The sequence below is a fragment of the Sorangium sp. So ce381 genome (genome assembly GCF_051473845.1).
GTDB lineage: Bacteria > Myxococcota_A > Polyangia > Polyangiales > Polyangiaceae > Sorangium > Sorangium atrum.
This window is the reverse complement of the sequence record NZ_CP150336.1, coordinates 973,555-990,248: the sequence shown is the minus strand read 5'-3', so window position 1 is coordinate 990,248 and position 16,694 is coordinate 973,555. Positions and strand designations below refer to the sequence as shown.

11 protein-coding genes are annotated in these 16,694 nt (G+C 71.5%); 9 read left to right on the top strand and 2 right to left on the bottom strand.

Annotated features, from left to right (window positions below; translation table 11 throughout):
• Nucleotides 1-75: 75 nt before the first annotated feature.
• Entirely contained in the window at nucleotides 76-681 is a 606-nt protein-coding gene (locus WMF29_RS03650; protein WP_437327500.1) for a hypothetical protein, read from the bottom strand.
• A gap of 374 nt (nucleotides 682-1,055) precedes the next feature.
• Here WMF29_RS03650 and WMF29_RS03645 point away from each other — a divergent pair, with 374 nt between their 5' ends.
• The 6 genes from WMF29_RS03645 (at nucleotide 1,056) to WMF29_RS03620 (ending at nucleotide 9,147) form a co-directional block, all read left to right on the top strand.
• Nucleotides 1,056-1,997: an aldo/keto reductase gene (locus WMF29_RS03645; protein WP_437327499.1), complete on the top strand. Its 942-nt coding sequence runs from the start codon at nucleotides 1,056-1,058 to the stop codon at nucleotides 1,995-1,997.
• A 5-nt stretch (nucleotides 1,998-2,002) separates the two neighbouring features.
• Entirely contained in the window at nucleotides 2,003-2,836 is an 834-nt protein-coding gene (locus WMF29_RS03640) for a 3'(2'),5'-bisphosphate nucleotidase CysQ family protein (protein WP_437327498.1), read from the top strand.
• A 6-nt stretch (nucleotides 2,837-2,842) separates the two neighbouring features.
• Nucleotides 2,843-3,991: an NAD(P)/FAD-dependent oxidoreductase gene (locus WMF29_RS03635; protein WP_272097783.1), complete on the top strand. Its 1,149-nt coding sequence runs from the start codon at nucleotides 2,843-2,845 to the stop codon at nucleotides 3,989-3,991.
• A 123-nt stretch (nucleotides 3,992-4,114) separates the two neighbouring features.
• Complete coding sequence (locus tag WMF29_RS03630) at nucleotides 4,115-4,957, top strand: SDR family NAD(P)-dependent oxidoreductase (protein ID WP_437327497.1); 843 nt, start codon at nucleotides 4,115-4,117, stop codon at nucleotides 4,955-4,957.
• A 220-nt stretch (nucleotides 4,958-5,177) separates the two neighbouring features.
• The gene (locus WMF29_RS03625; protein WP_437327496.1) at nucleotides 5,178-6,935 is read left to right on the top strand and encodes a hypothetical protein; all 1,758 of its coding nucleotides are present in this window, start codon (nucleotides 5,178-5,180) and stop codon (nucleotides 6,933-6,935) included.
• A 265-nt stretch (nucleotides 6,936-7,200) separates the two neighbouring features.
• The gene (locus WMF29_RS03620; protein WP_437327495.1) at nucleotides 7,201-9,147 is read left to right on the top strand and encodes a sigma 54-interacting transcriptional regulator; all 1,947 of its coding nucleotides are present in this window, start codon (nucleotides 7,201-7,203) and stop codon (nucleotides 9,145-9,147) included.
• A 381-nt stretch (nucleotides 9,148-9,528) separates the two neighbouring features.
• Here the strand turns inward: WMF29_RS03620 and rsgA are convergent, their stop codons facing one another.
• Complete coding sequence (rsgA, locus tag WMF29_RS03615) at nucleotides 9,529-10,593, bottom strand: ribosome small subunit-dependent GTPase A (RefSeq protein ID WP_437327494.1); 1,065 nt, start codon at nucleotides 10,591-10,593, stop codon at nucleotides 9,529-9,531.
• Between the two features lie 827 nt (nucleotides 10,594-11,420).
• Here rsgA and uvrB point away from each other — a divergent pair.
• The 3 genes from uvrB (at nucleotide 11,421) to WMF29_RS03600 (ending at nucleotide 16,664) form a co-directional block, all read left to right on the top strand.
• The gene (gene uvrB, locus WMF29_RS03610) at nucleotides 11,421-13,580 is read left to right on the top strand and encodes an excinuclease ABC subunit UvrB (RefSeq protein ID WP_437327493.1); all 2,160 of its coding nucleotides are present in this window, start codon (nucleotides 11,421-11,423) and stop codon (nucleotides 13,578-13,580) included.
• A 397-nt stretch (nucleotides 13,581-13,977) separates the two neighbouring features.
• A complete protein-coding gene (gene serB, locus WMF29_RS03605) occupies nucleotides 13,978-15,162 on the top strand; it encodes a phosphoserine phosphatase SerB (protein ID WP_437327492.1) in 1,185 nt (394 codons plus the stop codon).
• A gap of 482 nt (nucleotides 15,163-15,644) precedes the next feature.
• Nucleotides 15,645-16,664 carry a LacI family DNA-binding transcriptional regulator gene (locus WMF29_RS03600; protein WP_437327491.1) on the top strand — a complete coding sequence of 340 codons (1,020 nt, stop codon included), beginning with the start codon at nucleotides 15,645-15,647 and terminating at the stop codon, nucleotides 16,662-16,664.
• The last annotated feature ends 30 nt before the right edge of the window (nucleotides 16,665-16,694 follow it).

Below are 16,694 nucleotides of genomic sequence, written 5' to 3'. Positions count from 1 at the left end.
GGAGGGCAGAGAATACCACTCCACGACGCGCGGGCATCACCCGCCGGTGACGGCCAGGTCGGCGGTGCCCTCACGTCATGGCGCAGGGATGTGGTCTGGCCACAGCTGCGCCGCGGCCTCGTTGACCGCGCGGCGGATCGACCCCTCGTCGAGGCGGGCGCGGTCGCGCGGCGCGAGGGCGGCACAGATGCCGAGCGCGACGAGGTACAGGGCGCCGATGAGGCCGATCCAGCGCAGTCCGGACGCACCCAGGCGTGAGATGATCTCGATGGGCACGATCTGCGCGCGGATCTGGACGGCCCCGATCACGAGCACGGCGCGGTCTCCTTCCTGGAGCTCGATATCGACCGGGCCCGTCAAGAGGCGCGCGAGCCCGTCGGCGCCGTGGAGGCGCGCCCGCGTCCGCCGCGGCACGTGCAGCACGTAGCGGGCGCCGATCACCTCCGCGATGACCGGGGCCGCTCTATCGAGCTCCCCCGACGGCACGCGCACGATGGACGCGGGCGTGTCGCCGATGTGCGCGCGCCCCTCGGCCAGCACGTGGCGGACGCCGAGCACGTCTTTGCCTCGGACGGCGACGAGCTCCAGCGCGCGCCGCGCCGTGGTGCTCGCCGCGGGCGGCCGCGACCTCCGGTCGCTGACGGGTTCGGCCGCCGATGCCTCATTAGGCCCTTTCGCCATACTCTCCAGCCCCCTTCGTCGGCCACCGGCAGGGCTCGACTCGACATGTCACCCGAAGACCCTGCCCTCGGCGGCGCCGCCCCCCGCGCTTCCGCATCACGCCCCTTCCCTGGCTCTCTGGCATGGAGCGTTCCGTGGCCGAGCGCGCAGGGACGTGGCGGCCCGACGGCCCGCGCCGGCGCGTGGGGCCCCGGAGGACGCGCCCTGCGACCGCGCGCCGAGGCTCGACCAGGGACGCCCGCCCCGGGGCAGCTCGGCCGCGCGTTGGCACGGCGCACGGCGCACGGCGCGCGGCGCGCGACGCGGCGCGCCGTGCCCCGGGGCTCCGCCCCTATTTCGTGGCGCCCTCCCGGCGCTGGTGTAGATCGCCGCCCGTGAGGAAGCGCCCCCTCGGCAAGACGACCCTTCAGGTCTCGGAGCTCGCCCTAGGCACCTGGGGACTCTCCGGCGACGGCTACGGTGCCATTGCCGACACCGAGATCGATCGCGTCATCGATCGCGCGCTCGCGGTCGGCATCGACCTCTTCGACACCGCCGACGTCTACGGCCGCGGCGAGATGGAGCGCTGCCTCGGCAGGCGGCTCCAGGGCGCCGGCACGACGTTCGTCGTCACCAAGATCGGCACCGTTCGCGACGGCGATCCCCCGACGAAGCGGTTCGACCCGGCCCACCTCCGCACCGCGTTCGAGCGGTCCCAGGAGCGCCTCGCCCGCGAGGTGGTCGACGTCGTGCTGCTCCACAACCCCACCGTGGCCGCGATGCACTCGAAGGAGGCGCTCGGCTTCCTGAAGGACCTCAAGCAGGCCGGGAAGATCCGCGCCTTCGGCGTGAGCGCCGGCTCCGCGGACGTCGCCCGCTCCGCGCTGCGCGACGAGGTCGACGTCATCGAGATCGCCTACAATGCCTTCCTCCCCGGCGACCTCCACGAGGTCGCGGGGGACGTCTCCGAGTCCGGCGCGGGCGTCCTCGCCCGATCGGTGCTCGCGCACGGGCTGCTCGCCGGCCAGTGGAGCGCCGATCGCGAGTTCTACCTCGACGATCACCGCTACCAGCGGTGGACCCGCGACGAGTTCAGGACCCGCATCCGCCAGCTCGACGCGCTCAGGCCGCTGGTCTCGGGCGCCGTCACCTCGCTCCGCTCGGCGGCCCTGCGCTTCGTCCTCGCGAACCGCGTCGTCTCGTCCGCCGTGCTCGGCCCCCGCTCGGTCGCCCAGCTCGACCAGCTCGTCCGCGAGGCCGGCATGCCCCCCTACCTCCAGGACTCGGCGCTCACGGAGCTCTCCGCGCGCCTCAAGCAGGCAGGGATCGAGGTGTGAGCAGGATGGACCAGAACGACAGGGAGCTCGACGAGATCGTCCGCATCGCGCGCGCCGCGGCGGCGATCGTGATGGACGTGTACGCGACGCCGTTCGCCGTCGAGATGAAGGGCCCCGGCGACCCGGTGACCCGTGCCGATCGCGAGGCGAACGCGCTCATCTGCAGCGCGCTCGAGGCCGCGTTCCCCGGCGAGGCGATCCTCGCCGAGGAGAGCGTCCCGAGCGGCGACGAGCTCGCCGCGCGCCTGCAGAAGGAGCGGGTGTTCTTCGTCGACCCGCTCGACGGCACGCGCGAGTTCGCGGACAGGAACGGCGAGTTCGCCGTGATGATCGGGCTCGCGGTCCGCGGCCGCGCGGCGCTGGGCGTCGTCGTGATGCCCACGACGGGCGAGGCGCTGGCCGGCCGCGCCGGCGAGGGAGGCGCCGCCTTCCTCGAGGCGAGGGACGGCAGCCGCAGGCCGCTCCGGGTCTCGGCCGTGAGCGCTCCGGCCGACGCGACGCTCATCATCTCGCGCTCGCACCGGCCGAAGGAGATCGAGCCGCTCCTCGCGCGGCTCGGCATCTCGAAGGTCGTCCCCTGCGGCTCCGTCGGCGTGAAGATCGCCCGGATCGCGACCGGCGAGGTCGACCTCTACGTGCACGGCGGCGGCGGCGCCAAGCTCTGGGACAGCTGCGCGCCCGAGGCCGTGCTCCTCGGGGCGGGCGGCAGCTTCACCGACCTCTCGGGCGCGCCCATCGACTACACCGGCCCCGGGCTCAAGCTCGGCCGCGGCATCATCGCCTCGAACGGCGCGCTCCAGGCCGCCGTCGTCGCCGCGGCGAGGTCGGAGCTCGGCTGAGGCGCGATGCGGGGGCAGGCCGAGATCGTCATCATCGGCGCGGGGATCATGGGCCTCGCGATCGCGTACAACCTCGCGCGGCACCACGGCATCACCGACGTCGTCGTCGTCGATCGGAGCTACCTCTGCGGCGGCGCCAGCGGGCGCAACGGCGGCGGCGTCCGGGCGCAGTTCTCGAGCGAGGGGAACATCCGGCTCATGCAGGAGAGCATCCGCATCTGCCGGGATTTCGCCCGCGAGATGAAGATCAACATCTGGTTCCGGCAGGGCGGCTACCTCTTCCTCGTGCGCAGCGAGGCGGGCCGCCGGACGCTCGAGAAGAGCGTCGCCGTGCAGAACGCGTGCGGCCTCGGGACGCGGATGCTCACCGCCAACGAGGCGCGCGCGATCGTGCCGCAGCTCTCGACCGACGGCGTCGTCGCGGCGAGCTACAACCCCGACGACGGCGTCGTGTTCCCCTGGCCGTTCGTCTGGGGCTACGCCGAGCGCGCGCAGAAGCTCGGCGTCGACATCGCCACCTTCACGAACGTCCTCGGCTTCCGCACGCAGGGCGCGCGGATCGACGCCGTGGTCACCGATCGCGGCGAGATCCGGACGCACCGGGTCGTCAACGCGGCCGGCGCCTGGAGCCCCGAGGTCGCGCGCATGCTCGGCGTGGAGCTGCCCAACCACCCGCACCGCCACGAGATCTGCTCGACCGAGCCGCTCAAGCCCTGGCTCGGCCCGCTCGTCGCGGATCTCTCGAACGGCCTCTATTTCTCCCAGTCGATGCGCGGCGAGATCGTGGGCGGCATCTCCAACGAGGACGTCCCCGACGGCCTCGACATGGGGTCGAGCCACAAGTTCCTCGCCCTGTACGCGCGGGCGCTCGTCGCCGCGTGCCCGATCCTCGGCAGCGTCAAGGTGCTGCGGCAGTGGGCCGGCTGTTACGACCTCACCCCGGATCAGAACCCGATCGTGGGCGGGGTCGACGAGGTCGAGCACTTCTACCAGGCCTCCGGGTTCATGGGGCACGGCTTCATGATCGCGCCCGTCATGGGCAAGCTGCTCGCGCAGCACATCGCCGAGGGCGCTTCCCTCCCCCTGTTCGATCGCTGGAACCTGCGGCGCTTCAGGGAGGGCCGGCTCCTCAGCGAGGCGATGATCATCGGCTGAGCGCGTGCCCCGGCGGCGCGGTGGCGCGGTGACGCGGTGGCGACGACTCGACGTGCCGCGCGCGCCGCACATGCCGCGCTCCCCCGCCGCACCGCGCTTCGCCTATACTCGCGCCCCTTCGCCATGGGTCACCTCGTCCTCGTCACCGGCTCCTCGAGCGGCATCGGCCTCGCGACGGCGGTCGCGTGCGCGGCCGCGGGCCACCGGGTCATCGCCACGATGCGCCGCCCCGAGAAGGCCGGCGCGCTCCTCGCCGCCGCCGGCGCGCGGGGCGTCACGCTCGAGATCGAGCAGCTCGACGTCGCCGCGGCGAGCGCGCCCGACAGGATCCGGGAGATCCTTCAGAAGCACGGCCCCGCCTACGCCCTCGTCAACAACGCCGGCATCGCGGTCGGCGGCGCCTTCGAGGAGCAGGCGGACGGCGATGTCCGGGCGCAGTTCGAGACCAACGTCTTCGGGCTGATGGCCGTGACGCGCGCCGTGCTCCCGGCGATGCGGGGCGCGGGGCGCGGCCGCATCGTCAACGTCTCGAGCATCTCCGGGCTCGTCGGCCTCCCCGGCGTGAGCGCCTACGCGGCCACGAAGCACGCCGTCGAGGGCTTCAGCGAGGCGCTGCGCTGGGAGGTCGCCCCGTTCGGCGTCCACGTCTGCCTCGTCGAGCCCGGCACCTTCAAGACCGAAATTTTCTACGAAAACCAGCGGCGCGGCGCCCACGTCTCCCTCGACGGCCCTTATGGCGCGATGACCAGGGCGATCGAGCAGATCGTCCTGAAGGACGCCGCCAAGGCGCCGCCGCCCGCCCCGGTCGCGGCGGCGATCCTCCGCCTCATCGACGACGCATCCCCGCCTTTCCGGACCCTCGTTGGCCGGGACGCACGGGCGCTCGTCGCGCTGCGCCGTGTCATCCCCGACCGGCTCTTCGCCACGGGGATCCGTCGGCTCGTCTCGGCGCCGCGCTCGCGTTGACACGTTCTCTGGCGGCGAATAGCGTCGGCTTCGCCGTTTCCATGGCGGAGCGGCGCCACGTCGTGGCCGAAGGGGGGCCGCGCCCCCTGCCGCGCGCTGTTTTTGTCCACTTTCGTCCCCTCAGGCTAACGAAGGCTAGCCGCTGACCGCCTCCCCCGAAGCGCACCGTGCGACGGCGAGGTCAGGCCGGCAGCATCACCGAGGTCCCGGAGGAAACACCATGTCCCGCTCAGCACGCAGCATCCTGCCGCTCCTTCGCTCGCTCCTCCTGGGGGCCGCCACCGCGTCGTCGATGGCGCTCTCCGCAGGGGTCATCGTCGGATGCGGCGACGAGAACGACCCCGAGACGCACGTCAAGCGGCTCGACGATCCGGCCACGCTCACCGCCTCCGTCAACCGGCTCGTCCAGTTCTTCGAAGACGCGATGACGCGTGACAACAAGGACCGGACCGGCCCGACCGTGAAGCCGCTCCTCGACAAGATCATCGAGCCGATGACGCAGAAGTGCGTCGCCGGCGATCTCGACGAGCGCACGAACTCGAAGCTCATCAAGTTCATCTCCGACACGAGGGACCCGCGCGGCGAGGCCTGCCTCATCAAGGCGCTCAAGGACTACAAGCCCGAGTCCACCGAGGAGGACGTCCGCTGGGCCGTGCGCGGCCTCGGCGCGATGAAGTCGGAGAAGGCCGCCGAGCCGCTCATGGCCGTCTTCTCGAAGCTCCAGCACGGCAAGCCCAAGGGCTCGACGATCTCGCGCGACGTGCACGACGCGATGGTCGACATCAACAGCAAGTCCTGGGAAGACGGGCTCATCACGATGATCGGGCGCCCGATCAACGACCCGAAGGACGTCGCCACGATGCGGAACGAGCTGTTCTGGCAGATCACCGCCGCGGAGCTGCTCGGGTGGCAGCGCAGCGAGAAGGCGGTCGTGCCGCTGCTCAAGGTGGTGCTGTCGCCGCTCAAGGCGGACGCGGCCACGACCGCCATCCTCGCGCTCACGAAGATCGGCAAGCCCGCGATCCAGCCGACGATCGCGCTGCTCCAGGGCGACCAGAAGGAGCTCGTCGAGTACTCGAAGGTCGAGAACCTGAAGGGCGCCGGCGGCGACAAGGCGAGCGCGGAGCAGAAGAAGGCCGCGGAGACCGCCCACGTGGCGGCGGCCGCGCTCGTCCTGGCGACGATCGGCCGGCAGGAGTCGTCGCAGCCGCTGCTCGCCGCGCTCGAGAAGGCCGAGGACGTGCCGCGCGCCATCATCGCGCGCGAGCTGACCAAGGTGCCCAAGACGCCGGAGACCCTGGCGGCCTTCCAGGCGGCCTACGACAAGACGCCCGCGGGGCTCGAGATGCCGCCGGCCGGCATCAACGCGCGGGTGATGCTCGCCGAGGCGGCGAGCAACTTCTTCGACGCGAGCCTCGTGCCGTGGCTCGTGAAGACCGGCCTCGAGGCGCGCGGCGAGGAGGACGACGTCGCGCAGATCCGCGACGTCTCGCTGCAGACGGCGCTCAAGCTGATGAAGCCCGACCAGATCGCCGACGTCGACCGGCTCGCGGGCACCAAGACGAGCGGCGGCGGCACGGTCGGCAAGTCGATGGAGAAGGAGATCAAGATCGCGAAGGATCTACTCTCGGCCTGCGGCACCAAGCTCGACTGTTACGTCGGCAAGCTCGGCGATCCGGCGTCGCAGGCGAAGGAGACGCAGTTCCAGGGGATCAAGTCCGCCTACATGGCGGGCGTGCTCGGCACCCCCGAGGTCCGGCAGCAGATCATCGACGCGATGCCGAAGATCACGAACGCGGCCGTGCGCTTCGTCTCGGTCTCGGTCATCGACGCCCTCTCGCCGAAGGGCGACGCCGAGGTCGCGACCAAGCTGCAGAAGATCGTCGACGAGGGCGAGACGTCGAAGGACGCCGAGAAGATCGCCGGCAACGCGCCCTTCAAGACGGTCATCTACCGCCTCACCGCCCGCGCGCAGTGACCGCAGCGCCGCGCGCCCCGTCCCGCGGTCGGCCGCGGGTCGGGCGTGCGGGGCGCGTGAAGCGCGTGGAGTGAGTGGAGCGCGCAAGCGGGCACATCACTCAGATCCAGATTTTCCTTGATTGACGCCGCCCGGGCGCGATGCTTGCGGCGCTCGCAGGACGCTCTACTGACGCGCCTGGGTCCTGGTTTTTCCTGGCATCTCCGCCGTCTTGACGGTTTACTCCGGCCCTTGTCACGGGGTCTTCCCGGCTGAAGAACGAACCATGATCGTGCTCGAGGTAACCCAGGGTCTCGCTGCCGGGCGCACCTTCGAGCTCCAGGGCGAGCTGATCACGCTCGGGCGCTCGTCGGACAACCGCGTCGTCCTCGACGATCGCCACGTCTCCGGGGCGCACGCGCGCATCGTGAGCGGCGCGGACGGGGTGATCCTCGAGGATCTGCGCTCGACGAACGGCACGAGCGTGACGCGGCGGGGCGAGCGGCTGGAGCTCGGCGCGGGGCGCAGCGCGCTCGCCCTCCAGACGGGGGACGTCATCGAGCTCGGCTCCGGGGACGCGGTCACCCGGATGGTGGTGAAGATCCCGGAGGAGGCCGACGACGCGCGGGTCGTCTCGATCCGGCGCCTCGACGAGATCGAGCCTGCCGAGGCGAAGATCGAGCGCGATCCGAGCGCGCTGTCGGCGATGTACGCGGCGCAGAAGCGCATCGGCGCGGCGAACGATCTCGACGAGGTGCTCGCCGAGATCGCCGACGCGGTGCTCGCGCTGGTGCCGAGCTCGACCCACGTCACGGTGGTGCTGCGCGACGACGACCAGGAGCCGGGCGCGGCGCCGGCGGCGTTCGTGCCGGTGCTGACGCGGGTCCGGTCCGCGTCGGGCAAAGGGGGGCCGCCTGCAGGGCCGGTCCCGATCACGCGCAGCGTGTACCGGAAGGTGATCAAGGAGCGGGCGGCCGTGCTGGCGGCGGACGCGCCGATCGAGGTCGGGCAGTCCGAGTCGCTGATGGGCGCCTCGATCCGCAGCACGCTCGCCGTGCCGCTCTGGAAGGGCGAGGAGATCATCGGCGTGCTCCAGGCCGACAACCGGAGCGTGCCGGGGATGCTGAACGCCGGCGACCTGGAGACGCTCCTCGTGCTGGCCGCCAACGCCTCGCTCGCGGTGGCGAACGCCCGGCTCATCAAGCGGCTCGTGCTCGCGGAGGAGCGGCTCCAGAAGGAGAACAGCTTCCTCAAGGGGCGCGAGGAGCGTCGCCGGGGCGGCAGCGGGGGCGCGGTCGACATCATCGGCAACAGCGACGCGATGCGGAAGGTCATCGGGCAGCTCGACAAGGTGGTCGACACGCGCGTCACGGTGCTGATCGAGGGCGAGACGGGCACGGGCAAGGAGCTCATCGCCGCCGCCGTCCACTACCGCTCCCGCCGCCGCGACAAGCTGTTCGTCGCGCAGAACTGCGCGGCGCTGGCCGAGAGCCTCCTGGAGAGCGAGCTCTTCGGCCACAAGAAGGGGTCCTTCACGGGCGCCACCGAGGAGAAGAAGGGCCTGTTCGAGATCGCCGACGGGGGCACGCTCTTCCTCGACGAGATCACCGAGACCCCGCTGTCGCTGCAATCGAAGCTCCTCCGGGCGCTCCAGGAGGGCGAGATCCGCCCCGTGGGCGCGACGAGCCCGAAGCACGTCAACGTGCGCATCGTCGCCGCGACGAACCGGAACCTCGAGGACGAGGTGGCCAAGGGGCGGTTCCGCGAGGACCTCTACTACCGCCTCAAGGTCTTCCCGATCCGCCTGCCGCCGCTGCGAGAGCGGCGCGACGACATCCCGCTGCTCGCGACGCACTTCCTGGAGCGCTACGCGGACGAGATCGGCAAGCCGTGCGGCGGGTTCAGCCAGCAGGCGATGGAGCTGATGGTCGCGTACGACTGGCCGGGCAACGTGCGGGAGCTCCAGAACGAGGTGCAGCGGATCGTCATCCAGCTGGAGCCGGGGGCGTTCGGGACGCCGGAGCTGCTCTCGGCGAGGATCCGGCAGGTCGAGGGGCTCGTGGCGCGGGCGGGGACGCCGAAGGGGTCGCTCAAGGAGATGATGGACGCGGTCGAGAAGTTCTTCCTCCTGGAAGCGCTGCGCGGGCACAACAACAACAAGACCAACGCGGCGAAGTCGCTCGGGATCACGCGCGAGGGGCTCCACAAGAAGCTCCGGCAATACGGGATCTGACGGGACACGCGACGGAGAGGGCTTCCCAGGACGCGGGGGAGCCCTCGGGAGGGGGTGTCGCGCACGGGGCCGGCGGGGGGCCCTTCCCACGAACTCGCGCCTTGTGGTGGCTATGGCCGGCTGAACGGGGGAGGGAGAACCGGGGGCGACTCGCTTCGATGCGGGCCGGCGCTCGGGTTCGTGGGGCCCTTCCCCCGCCGGCCCCGCGCGCGACACCCCCTCCCGAGGGCTCTCTCCTGGGGATGGGAAAGAGCGCTTTCGAAGGTGCGCGCGGGCGGACGGGGGCGGAGAGCGGGTGGAATGAGTCGGGGGATTTGCGGGCGGTCTCTACGCGGCGTGGCGGGGACGCTGGGGTCTGGCCGCGGGGGCGGGGGTCGGCTCTTATCGCTTCGGATTGGCGCGCATCTGCTTCGAGATCTGCTTCCAGCGCCGCTTTTCCTCGATCCTCGCGCGCACGTCCTGCTGGCCGGCGAGGTGGCGTCGCTCGGCAGCCAGCTTGAGGTAGCCGCCGAGGCGCTCGGGATCGAGATCGCCGTCCTTGATGGCACGGAGCACCGCGCAGCCGGGCTCGCCGTCGTGGGCGCAGTCCCGGAAGCGGCAGGCCGCGGCGTGGGCCTCGACGTCGTCGAAGCCGGCCGGGGCGCTGCCGCCCGCGGACCAGAGGCCGAGCTCCCGTATGCCCGGCGTGTCGATGAGGAGGCCACCGCCGGGGATCGGAAACAGCTCGCGGTGGGCCGTCGTGTGGCGGCCGCGCTCGTCCGACGCCCGGATCGCGCCCTCGCGCTGGACCTCCATGCCGAGCAGGCGATTGCTGAGCGCGGATTTCCCCACGCCGGACGAGCCGACGAGGGCGATGGTCTCCCCTGCCCCGATCTCGGCGCGGAGCGCGTCGAGGCCGGCGCCTGAGAGCGCGCTGACGAGCGCGACCCGCGCAGCGGGGGCGACGTCCCGCGCCGCGTCGATGTACCGCTCCGGATCCGGGCAGACATCGGCCTTGTTGAGCACGAGGACCGGGCGAGCGCCGCTGTCGAGGACGGCGTCGATGTACCGCTCCAGGCGGCGCAGGTTGAAGTCGGCGTTCAGCGACGTGACGATGAACACCTTGTCGATGTTGGCCGCGAGCACCTGGGCCTCCACCGCGGGCCCCGCGGCCTTGCGGCGCAGGCACGTGCTGCGCGTGAACGTGTGCACGATGTACGCGGGCCCGGCGCCGTCGCCAGGCCTGAGCCCCACCCAGTCACCGACGGTGGGGAGCGCCGCGCGATCCGCGGCCTCGTGCGCGAGGCGCCCGCTGACCACCGCGAGGCGCGGGCCCTCGGCGGTCTGAACGTGGTGCCTGGACGCGGAGGCGAGGACGACGCGCGCAGGCTGCACGGCATCCTCCAGACAAGCGAGCTGGCTCGCGAAGAAGGGAGTCCATCCGAGCCCGATCAGATCGGGCTGCATTTCGTGCTGCGAAGACGGATCAACGAGAGAATCGAGGTCAGTTTGCATGACGGACGAGCGCTCCATGGCGTTCGGCCGCGCCCGAGCTCGGCGCGCGGCGATCGACGGACAGGGCGCGGCGGCGCACAAGCGCGCACGCGCCGGCCATTCCACGCGCGGGGCCGCCGCGGAGCGGAGCTCGTCGATCGATCAGGACGTCACGCCAGAAGGCACACCCGGCCAGGGCAGATCCCTGCGAGGGGCACGCGCTCAGGGCACACACGCGCCCCTCAGGGCACGCGGGCGACGTCGCGGAGACGTGGAGACGAGCTCAGCCGGCCGCGGCGGAAACGACGGCGGCGGCGCAATGGGTGTGCGATGTGTTGGCACTCATGACCTGACCTCCGTGTCGGCTCACGTCACCACGACGCGACAGCAGCCAGAATCCTATGGTCCCGCGCCGACGTCAAGCGCTCTCGAGTCGGCCCGTCTGCAACGACAGCGAGCACAGCGCACGCGCACGGGGCGCAGGCGACGAGCGCACGGAGCCCGCGTTGGGGAGGCGACGAGCGCGCGGCGAGGTGCGAGGCATGCGGCGAAGCGGGGACGAGCGTGGGCCGGACGGAGGCGCGCGAGACATGCGACGCGCTCGTTCCAGGTGCGCTCGTTCCAGGCAACAGCGGGTCGACAATTTCCGCTCGGCCGATGGTTGCCAATGGTTGCCGATAGTTGGAAGACCGACGAAGCCGGACGAGACCGCGCCTTCCCGGCGAGGCCACCCCGCCCTCCGGCCCTGACGGCCGGGGAGGTTGCGAGGAGCGCCTCGCCGCACTAGGGTCCTCCGCTCCATGCCCACACACTTCGAGCTCGTCTCCGAATTCAAGCCGTGCGGTGACCAGCCTCGCGCGCTCCAGGAGATCTGCTCCGCTTTCGAGCAGGGCGAGGCCTTCCAGGTCCTCCTCGGCGTCACGGGCAGCGGCAAGACGTTCACCGCCGCCAAGGTGATCGAGAAGCTGCAAAAGCCGACCCTCATCATGGCGCCGAACAAGACGCTGGCGGCCCAGCTCTACGGCGAGATGCGGGAGCTCTTCCCCAACAACGCCGTCCACTACTTCGTCAGCTACTACGACTACTACCAGCCCGAAGCCTACGTCCCGACGAGCGACACGTACATCGAGAAGGACGCGATCATCAACGACGCGATCGACCGCATGCGCCACGCGGCGACGCACGCGCTGCTCTCGCGGCCGGACGTGATCATCGTCGCCTCGGTGAGCTGCATCTACGGCATCGGCTCGGCCGAGAGCTACCACGGGCTCCTCATCAAGCTCGAGCGCGGCACCGAGATCCGCCGCGACGAGCTCCTGCGGCGGCTCGTCGACATCCAGTACACGCGGAACGACGTCGATTTCCACCGCGGGACGTTCCGCGTCCGCGGCGACGTCGTCGAGATCTTCCCGGCCTACGAGGAGGCGCTCGCGATCCGCGTCGAGTTCTTCGGCGACGAGATCGAGGCGATCAAGGAGGTCGACCCGGTCCGCGGCAAGGTGGTGGGCCAGCTCGATCGCTACGCGGTCTTCCCCGGCTCCCACTACGTCACCGAGCAGCAGCAGCTCAGGCTCGCGATCCAGGCGATCCGCGAGGAGCTGCGCGAGCGCATCGACTTCTACGACAGGGCCGTGCGCTTCCTCGAGAAGCAGCGTATCGAGCAGCGCACGATGTACGATCTCGAGATGCTGGAGCAGATGGGGTTCTGCAACGGCATCGAGAACTACTCGCGCCACCTCTCGGGCCGGAAGTCCGGCGAGCCCCCGCCGACGCTGATCGACTATTTCCCGAAGGACTTTCTCCTCATCATCGACGAGTCGCACCAGACCGTCCCGCAGGTCGGGGCGATGTACCGGGGCGACCGGGCGCGGAAGGAGACGCTCGTCGAGTACGGGTTCCGGCTCCCCAGCGCGCTCGACAACCGGCCGCTCAAGTTCGAGGAGTTCGAGCAGCACTACGCGCAGGTCCTCTTCGTGAGCGCGACGCCCGGCGACTACGAGCTGCAGAAATCGGCCGGCTCGGTCGTGGAGCAGATCATCCGGCCGACCGGGCTCATCGATCCGCAGATCCACATCCGCCCGGTGTCCGGGCAGGTCGACGACCTGCTCGCGCGCATCCGGGAGCGGGTCGGCCGCGGCGATCGCGTGCTCGTCACGACGCTGACCAAGCGGATGGCCGAGGATCTGACCGAGTACTACACGGAGCTCGGCATCCGGGTCCGCTACCTCCACTCGGACGTCGACACGCTCCAGCGCGTGGAGATCCTGCGCGATCTCCGGCGCGGCGAGTTCGACGTGCTGATCGGCATCAACCTGCTGCGCGAGGGGCTCGACCTCCCCGAGGTGTCGCTGGTCGCCATCCTCGACGCCGACAAGGAGGGCTTCCTCCGGAGCCCGCGCTCGCTCATCCAGACGATCGGCCGCGCCGCCCGCAACGTGAACGGCGAGGTCGTGATGTACGCCGATCGCATCACCGAGGCGATGAAGCGCGCGATGGACGAGACCAACCGGCGGCGCGCGATCCAGGAGGCGTACAACAAGGAGCACGGCATCACGCCGGCCACGGTGAAGAAGGCGATCCTCGACCTGTCGCCCACCTCGGGCACGCGCGACTACTACGCCGTGCCGAAGGGGACGGCGAAGCCGGCGGCCGAGGCGGCGCGCGCCGCGGTGGACCTTGTCGACCAGATCGACGCGCTCCGGCAGGAGATGTTCGCGGCGGCGGAGAACCTCGAGTTCGAGAAGGCGGCGCGGCTGCGCGATCAGCTCCGGCAGCTCAAGGCACAGCAGGGGGACGGGGACGCTGGCGCGGCGCGCGAGGCGGCCGAGGAGAAGCCGGCGCGGTCCGGGCGGCCGGCGAGCCGGCGCGGTCCGGGCGGCAAGGGGGGCGGACGGGCGGCGACGGGCGGCAAGGGGGGTGGACGGGCGGCGGCGGGGCGAGGGGGCGGGCGCTACCGATAGCGACGGAGCCCGCGGGGGAGGAGGCTGCGCGCGCGGGGGGGCGGTGGGCCCTCCCACGAACTCGGGCCTTTTGGGGGGCTGTTGCCTGCTGGACGGGGTGGGTGAGTTCGCACGGCAGCCGCTGCGCTGCGGGCCGGCCCTCGGATTCGTGGGGCCCGCCCACCGCCCCCCCGCGCGCGCAGCCTCCTCCCCCGCGGGCTCTTTGTGGGGGGGATGGGGGGATGGGGGGGTGGGTGGCTGCAGGGGCTACGAAGCGGGGGAGCGGATGGGAGCGGAACGCGAAGGGGGGAGCGGTAGTTCGGTAAAGGCTCTTCTTTTCGGGAAAGCATCGGTTTGCTTCGTGGGGCGCTGTATCGGCGTCGACCCTGGGGCGCGGCGCTGTTAAGGGGGCGCCGGCATGGCAGTCTCGCCCGATCCGATACTCGTCACCGTCACCGGTAGGGACCACCCGGGCATCACCGCTCGGCTCACGGGCATCCTCAGCGACATCGGCGCAACGCTGCTCGACATCGAGCAGGTGGTGGTGCACGGAAACCTGAACCTCGCGCTCCTCGCCCTCTTCCCCGAGACACGCAGCGGACTCAAGGAGCTGCTGTTCGCCGCGAAGGAGCTCGGCGTGACGCTGGACTTCAAGCCGCTCGACGGCGGCGCGCCGCGGCGCGCGCCCGGGAGCCGGTACGTGGTGACAGCCATCGGCCGCGAGCTCGGCGCGAAGCAGCTGCACGACGTGGCGGCCACACTCGCAGCCCACGGCGCGAACATCGAGAAGATCGCGCGGCTGTCGGTCGAACGCCTCTCCTCGGTGGAGATCCAGGTGCTGCTCCAGCGCGAGGAAGAAGCCGACGCCCTCAAGCAGGCCCTCCTCGCGCTCGCGACGCAGAACAGCTTCGATCTCGCGCTGCAACGCGAGGGCCTCTTCCGCCGGAGCAAGCGGCTCGTCGTGATGGACATGGACTCGACGCTCATCCGCATCGAGGTGATCGACGAGCTGGCGCGCGCGAAGGGCGTCGCGGAGCAGGTGGCGAAGATCACCGAGCGCGCGATGCAGGGGGAGATGGATTATGACGAGTCGCTCCGCCAGCGGCTCTCGCTGCTCCGCGGCCTCGACGTGGGCGTGCTGCGGAAGCTCGCCGCAGAGCTCCCCATCACCGAGGGCGCGGAGACGCTCATCCGGGTGCTGAAGCGGCTCGGCTACCGGACCGCGGTGATCTCCGGCGGCTTCTCGATCGCAGCAGAGGCGCTGAAGGCACGGCTCGGGATCGATTACGCCTACTCGAACGCGCTGGAGGTCGTGAACGGACAGCTGACCGGCCGGGTCACAGGGCCGATCGTCAACGCACAACGCAAGGCCGAGCTGCTCGAGACCATCGCCCAGGCAGAAGGCGTGTTGCTCGATCAAACCATCGCCGTGGGCGACGGCGCCAACGACCTCCTGATGCTGCAGAGGGCCGGCCTCGGCGTCGCGTTCCGCGCAAAGCCCAAGCTGCGAGAGGCCGCCGACACGTCCCTCTCCGCAAGCGGCCTCGACGCCATCCTCTTCCTTCTCGGCATCACCGAACGCGAGCTCCTCGAGGTGGCGTGAGCGACACGACACGACCCGTCCGGCCAGCAGCGGAGTCCCGCGGGACGCTGCGCCGTCGCGCGGGCGTGCGGTATGCCCGCGCGACGGCGCAGCGTCCCGCTTGACAGGCGCGCGCGCTACGGGCCTGAACCGATTCAGCTCACGGCTGGCCCGTCGACACCGGCGAGGGCTGCGGCCCCCCCGGACGCCGCGGAGCACGAGGCGATGGCCGCGGAGCGCGCGCCGGGGATCGAGTCGGCCCCGGGCTGGTGATCCCGGCGCGCTGACGGCCCCTCGCGGCCGTCCGGCGCGGCGCCCCGCCGCCGTCGCCTGGGCAGGCGACGGTGTGGGAGAGGCTGCGCCAGGGTCGTCGCTCGCTCAGGGCGCTCGGCCCTGCGCGGCGTTCGGCTCGCCCGCGGGCCGTCGTGCTATCCAACCGGGGCCATGCGGAGAAGCCGGTTCACACAACAGGCGCGATCCGTCGCCTGGAGCGGAGGTGATGCGTGAAGCGTCCGACGATCACGGACATCGCGTGGCGTGCGGGGGTCTCCAAAGGAGCGGTGTCGTATGCGCTGAACGGCAGGCCCGGCGTGTCGGAGCCGACGCGCGAGCGGATCCTGGCCATCGCGGCGGAGCTCGGCTGGCAGCCGAGCAACGCGGCGCGGGCGCTCTCCGACGGCCGCGCAGGCGCCGTCGGCCTGGTCATCGATCGGCCCGCGCACATGCTCGGCATCGAGCCGTTCTTCATGCAGCTCATCTCCGGCATCGAGGCGGAGCTGTCCGAGAAGGCCGAGGCGCTGCTGCTCAAGGTCACGGAGGATCGCGTGACCGAGGTGGAGACCTACCGCCGCTGGTGGGCCGAGCGGCGGGTCGACGGGGTGATCCTCGTCGACCTCTGCGACGACGATCCGCGCGTGAAGCTGATCGAGGAGCTGAAGCTCCCGGCGGTGGTGATCGGCGGGCCGGCGGGCAAGGGGCAGCTGCCCGCGGTGTGGAGCGACGACGCGAGCGCGATGCGGGCCGTCGTCGACTACCTGGCCGCGCTGGGTCACCGGTCGATCGCGCGGGTCGCCGGCCCCGCGGAGTTCGTGCACACAGCGGTCCGGACCAAGGCGTTCACCGCGGCCGCACGCCAGCGGCGCCTGGATCGGGTGCAGACGGTCCACGCCGACTACACGGGCGAGGCGGGCGGCCAGGCCACACGGCGGCTGCTGGCCGAGGCCTCGCCGCCGACGGCCATCGTCTTCGACAACGACGTGATGGCCGTGGCCGCGCTCGCGGTCGCCCACGAGATGCGCGTCCCCGTGCCGGAGCGCCTCTCGATCGTGGCCTGGGACGACTCGGCGCTGTGCCAGCTCGTCCACCCCGCCCTGACCGCGGTGCGCCGCAACATCGCCGAGCACGGCTCCCGCGCCGCCGCGCTGCTCCTCCGCCTCGTCGCCGGAGAGCCGGTCACCGACGACGAGTGCAGCGCGCCGACGCTCGCGACGCGGGGCAGCACCGCCCCGCCCCCCCGCGCATGAGACGGCCTCGCCCGAACGAGGGCGCGGCCC

Coding starts and splice junctions, on each gene's coding strand:
- WMF29_RS03650 (WP_437327500.1), bottom strand. CDS start 681: ATGGCGAAAGGGCCTAATGAGGCATCGGCGGCCGAACCCGTCAGCGAC.
- WMF29_RS03635 (WP_272097783.1), top strand. CDS start 2,843: ATGCGGGGGCAGGCCGAGATCGTCATCATCGGCGCGGGGATCATGGGC.
- rsgA (WP_437327494.1), bottom strand. CDS start 10,593: ATGCAGCCCGATCTGATCGGGCTCGGATGGACTCCCTTCTTCGCGAGC.
- serB (WP_437327492.1), top strand. CDS start 13,978: ATGGCAGTCTCGCCCGATCCGATACTCGTCACCGTCACCGGTAGGGAC.
- WMF29_RS03625 (WP_437327496.1), top strand. CDS start 5,178: ATGTCCCGCTCAGCACGCAGCATCCTGCCGCTCCTTCGCTCGCTCCTC.
- WMF29_RS03630 (WP_437327497.1), top strand. CDS start 4,115: ATGGGTCACCTCGTCCTCGTCACCGGCTCCTCGAGCGGCATCGGCCTC.
- WMF29_RS03640 (WP_437327498.1), top strand. CDS start 2,003: ATGGACCAGAACGACAGGGAGCTCGACGAGATCGTCCGCATCGCGCGC.
- WMF29_RS03620 (WP_437327495.1), top strand. CDS start 7,201: ATGATCGTGCTCGAGGTAACCCAGGGTCTCGCTGCCGGGCGCACCTTC.
- uvrB (WP_437327493.1), top strand. CDS start 11,421: ATGCCCACACACTTCGAGCTCGTCTCCGAATTCAAGCCGTGCGGTGAC.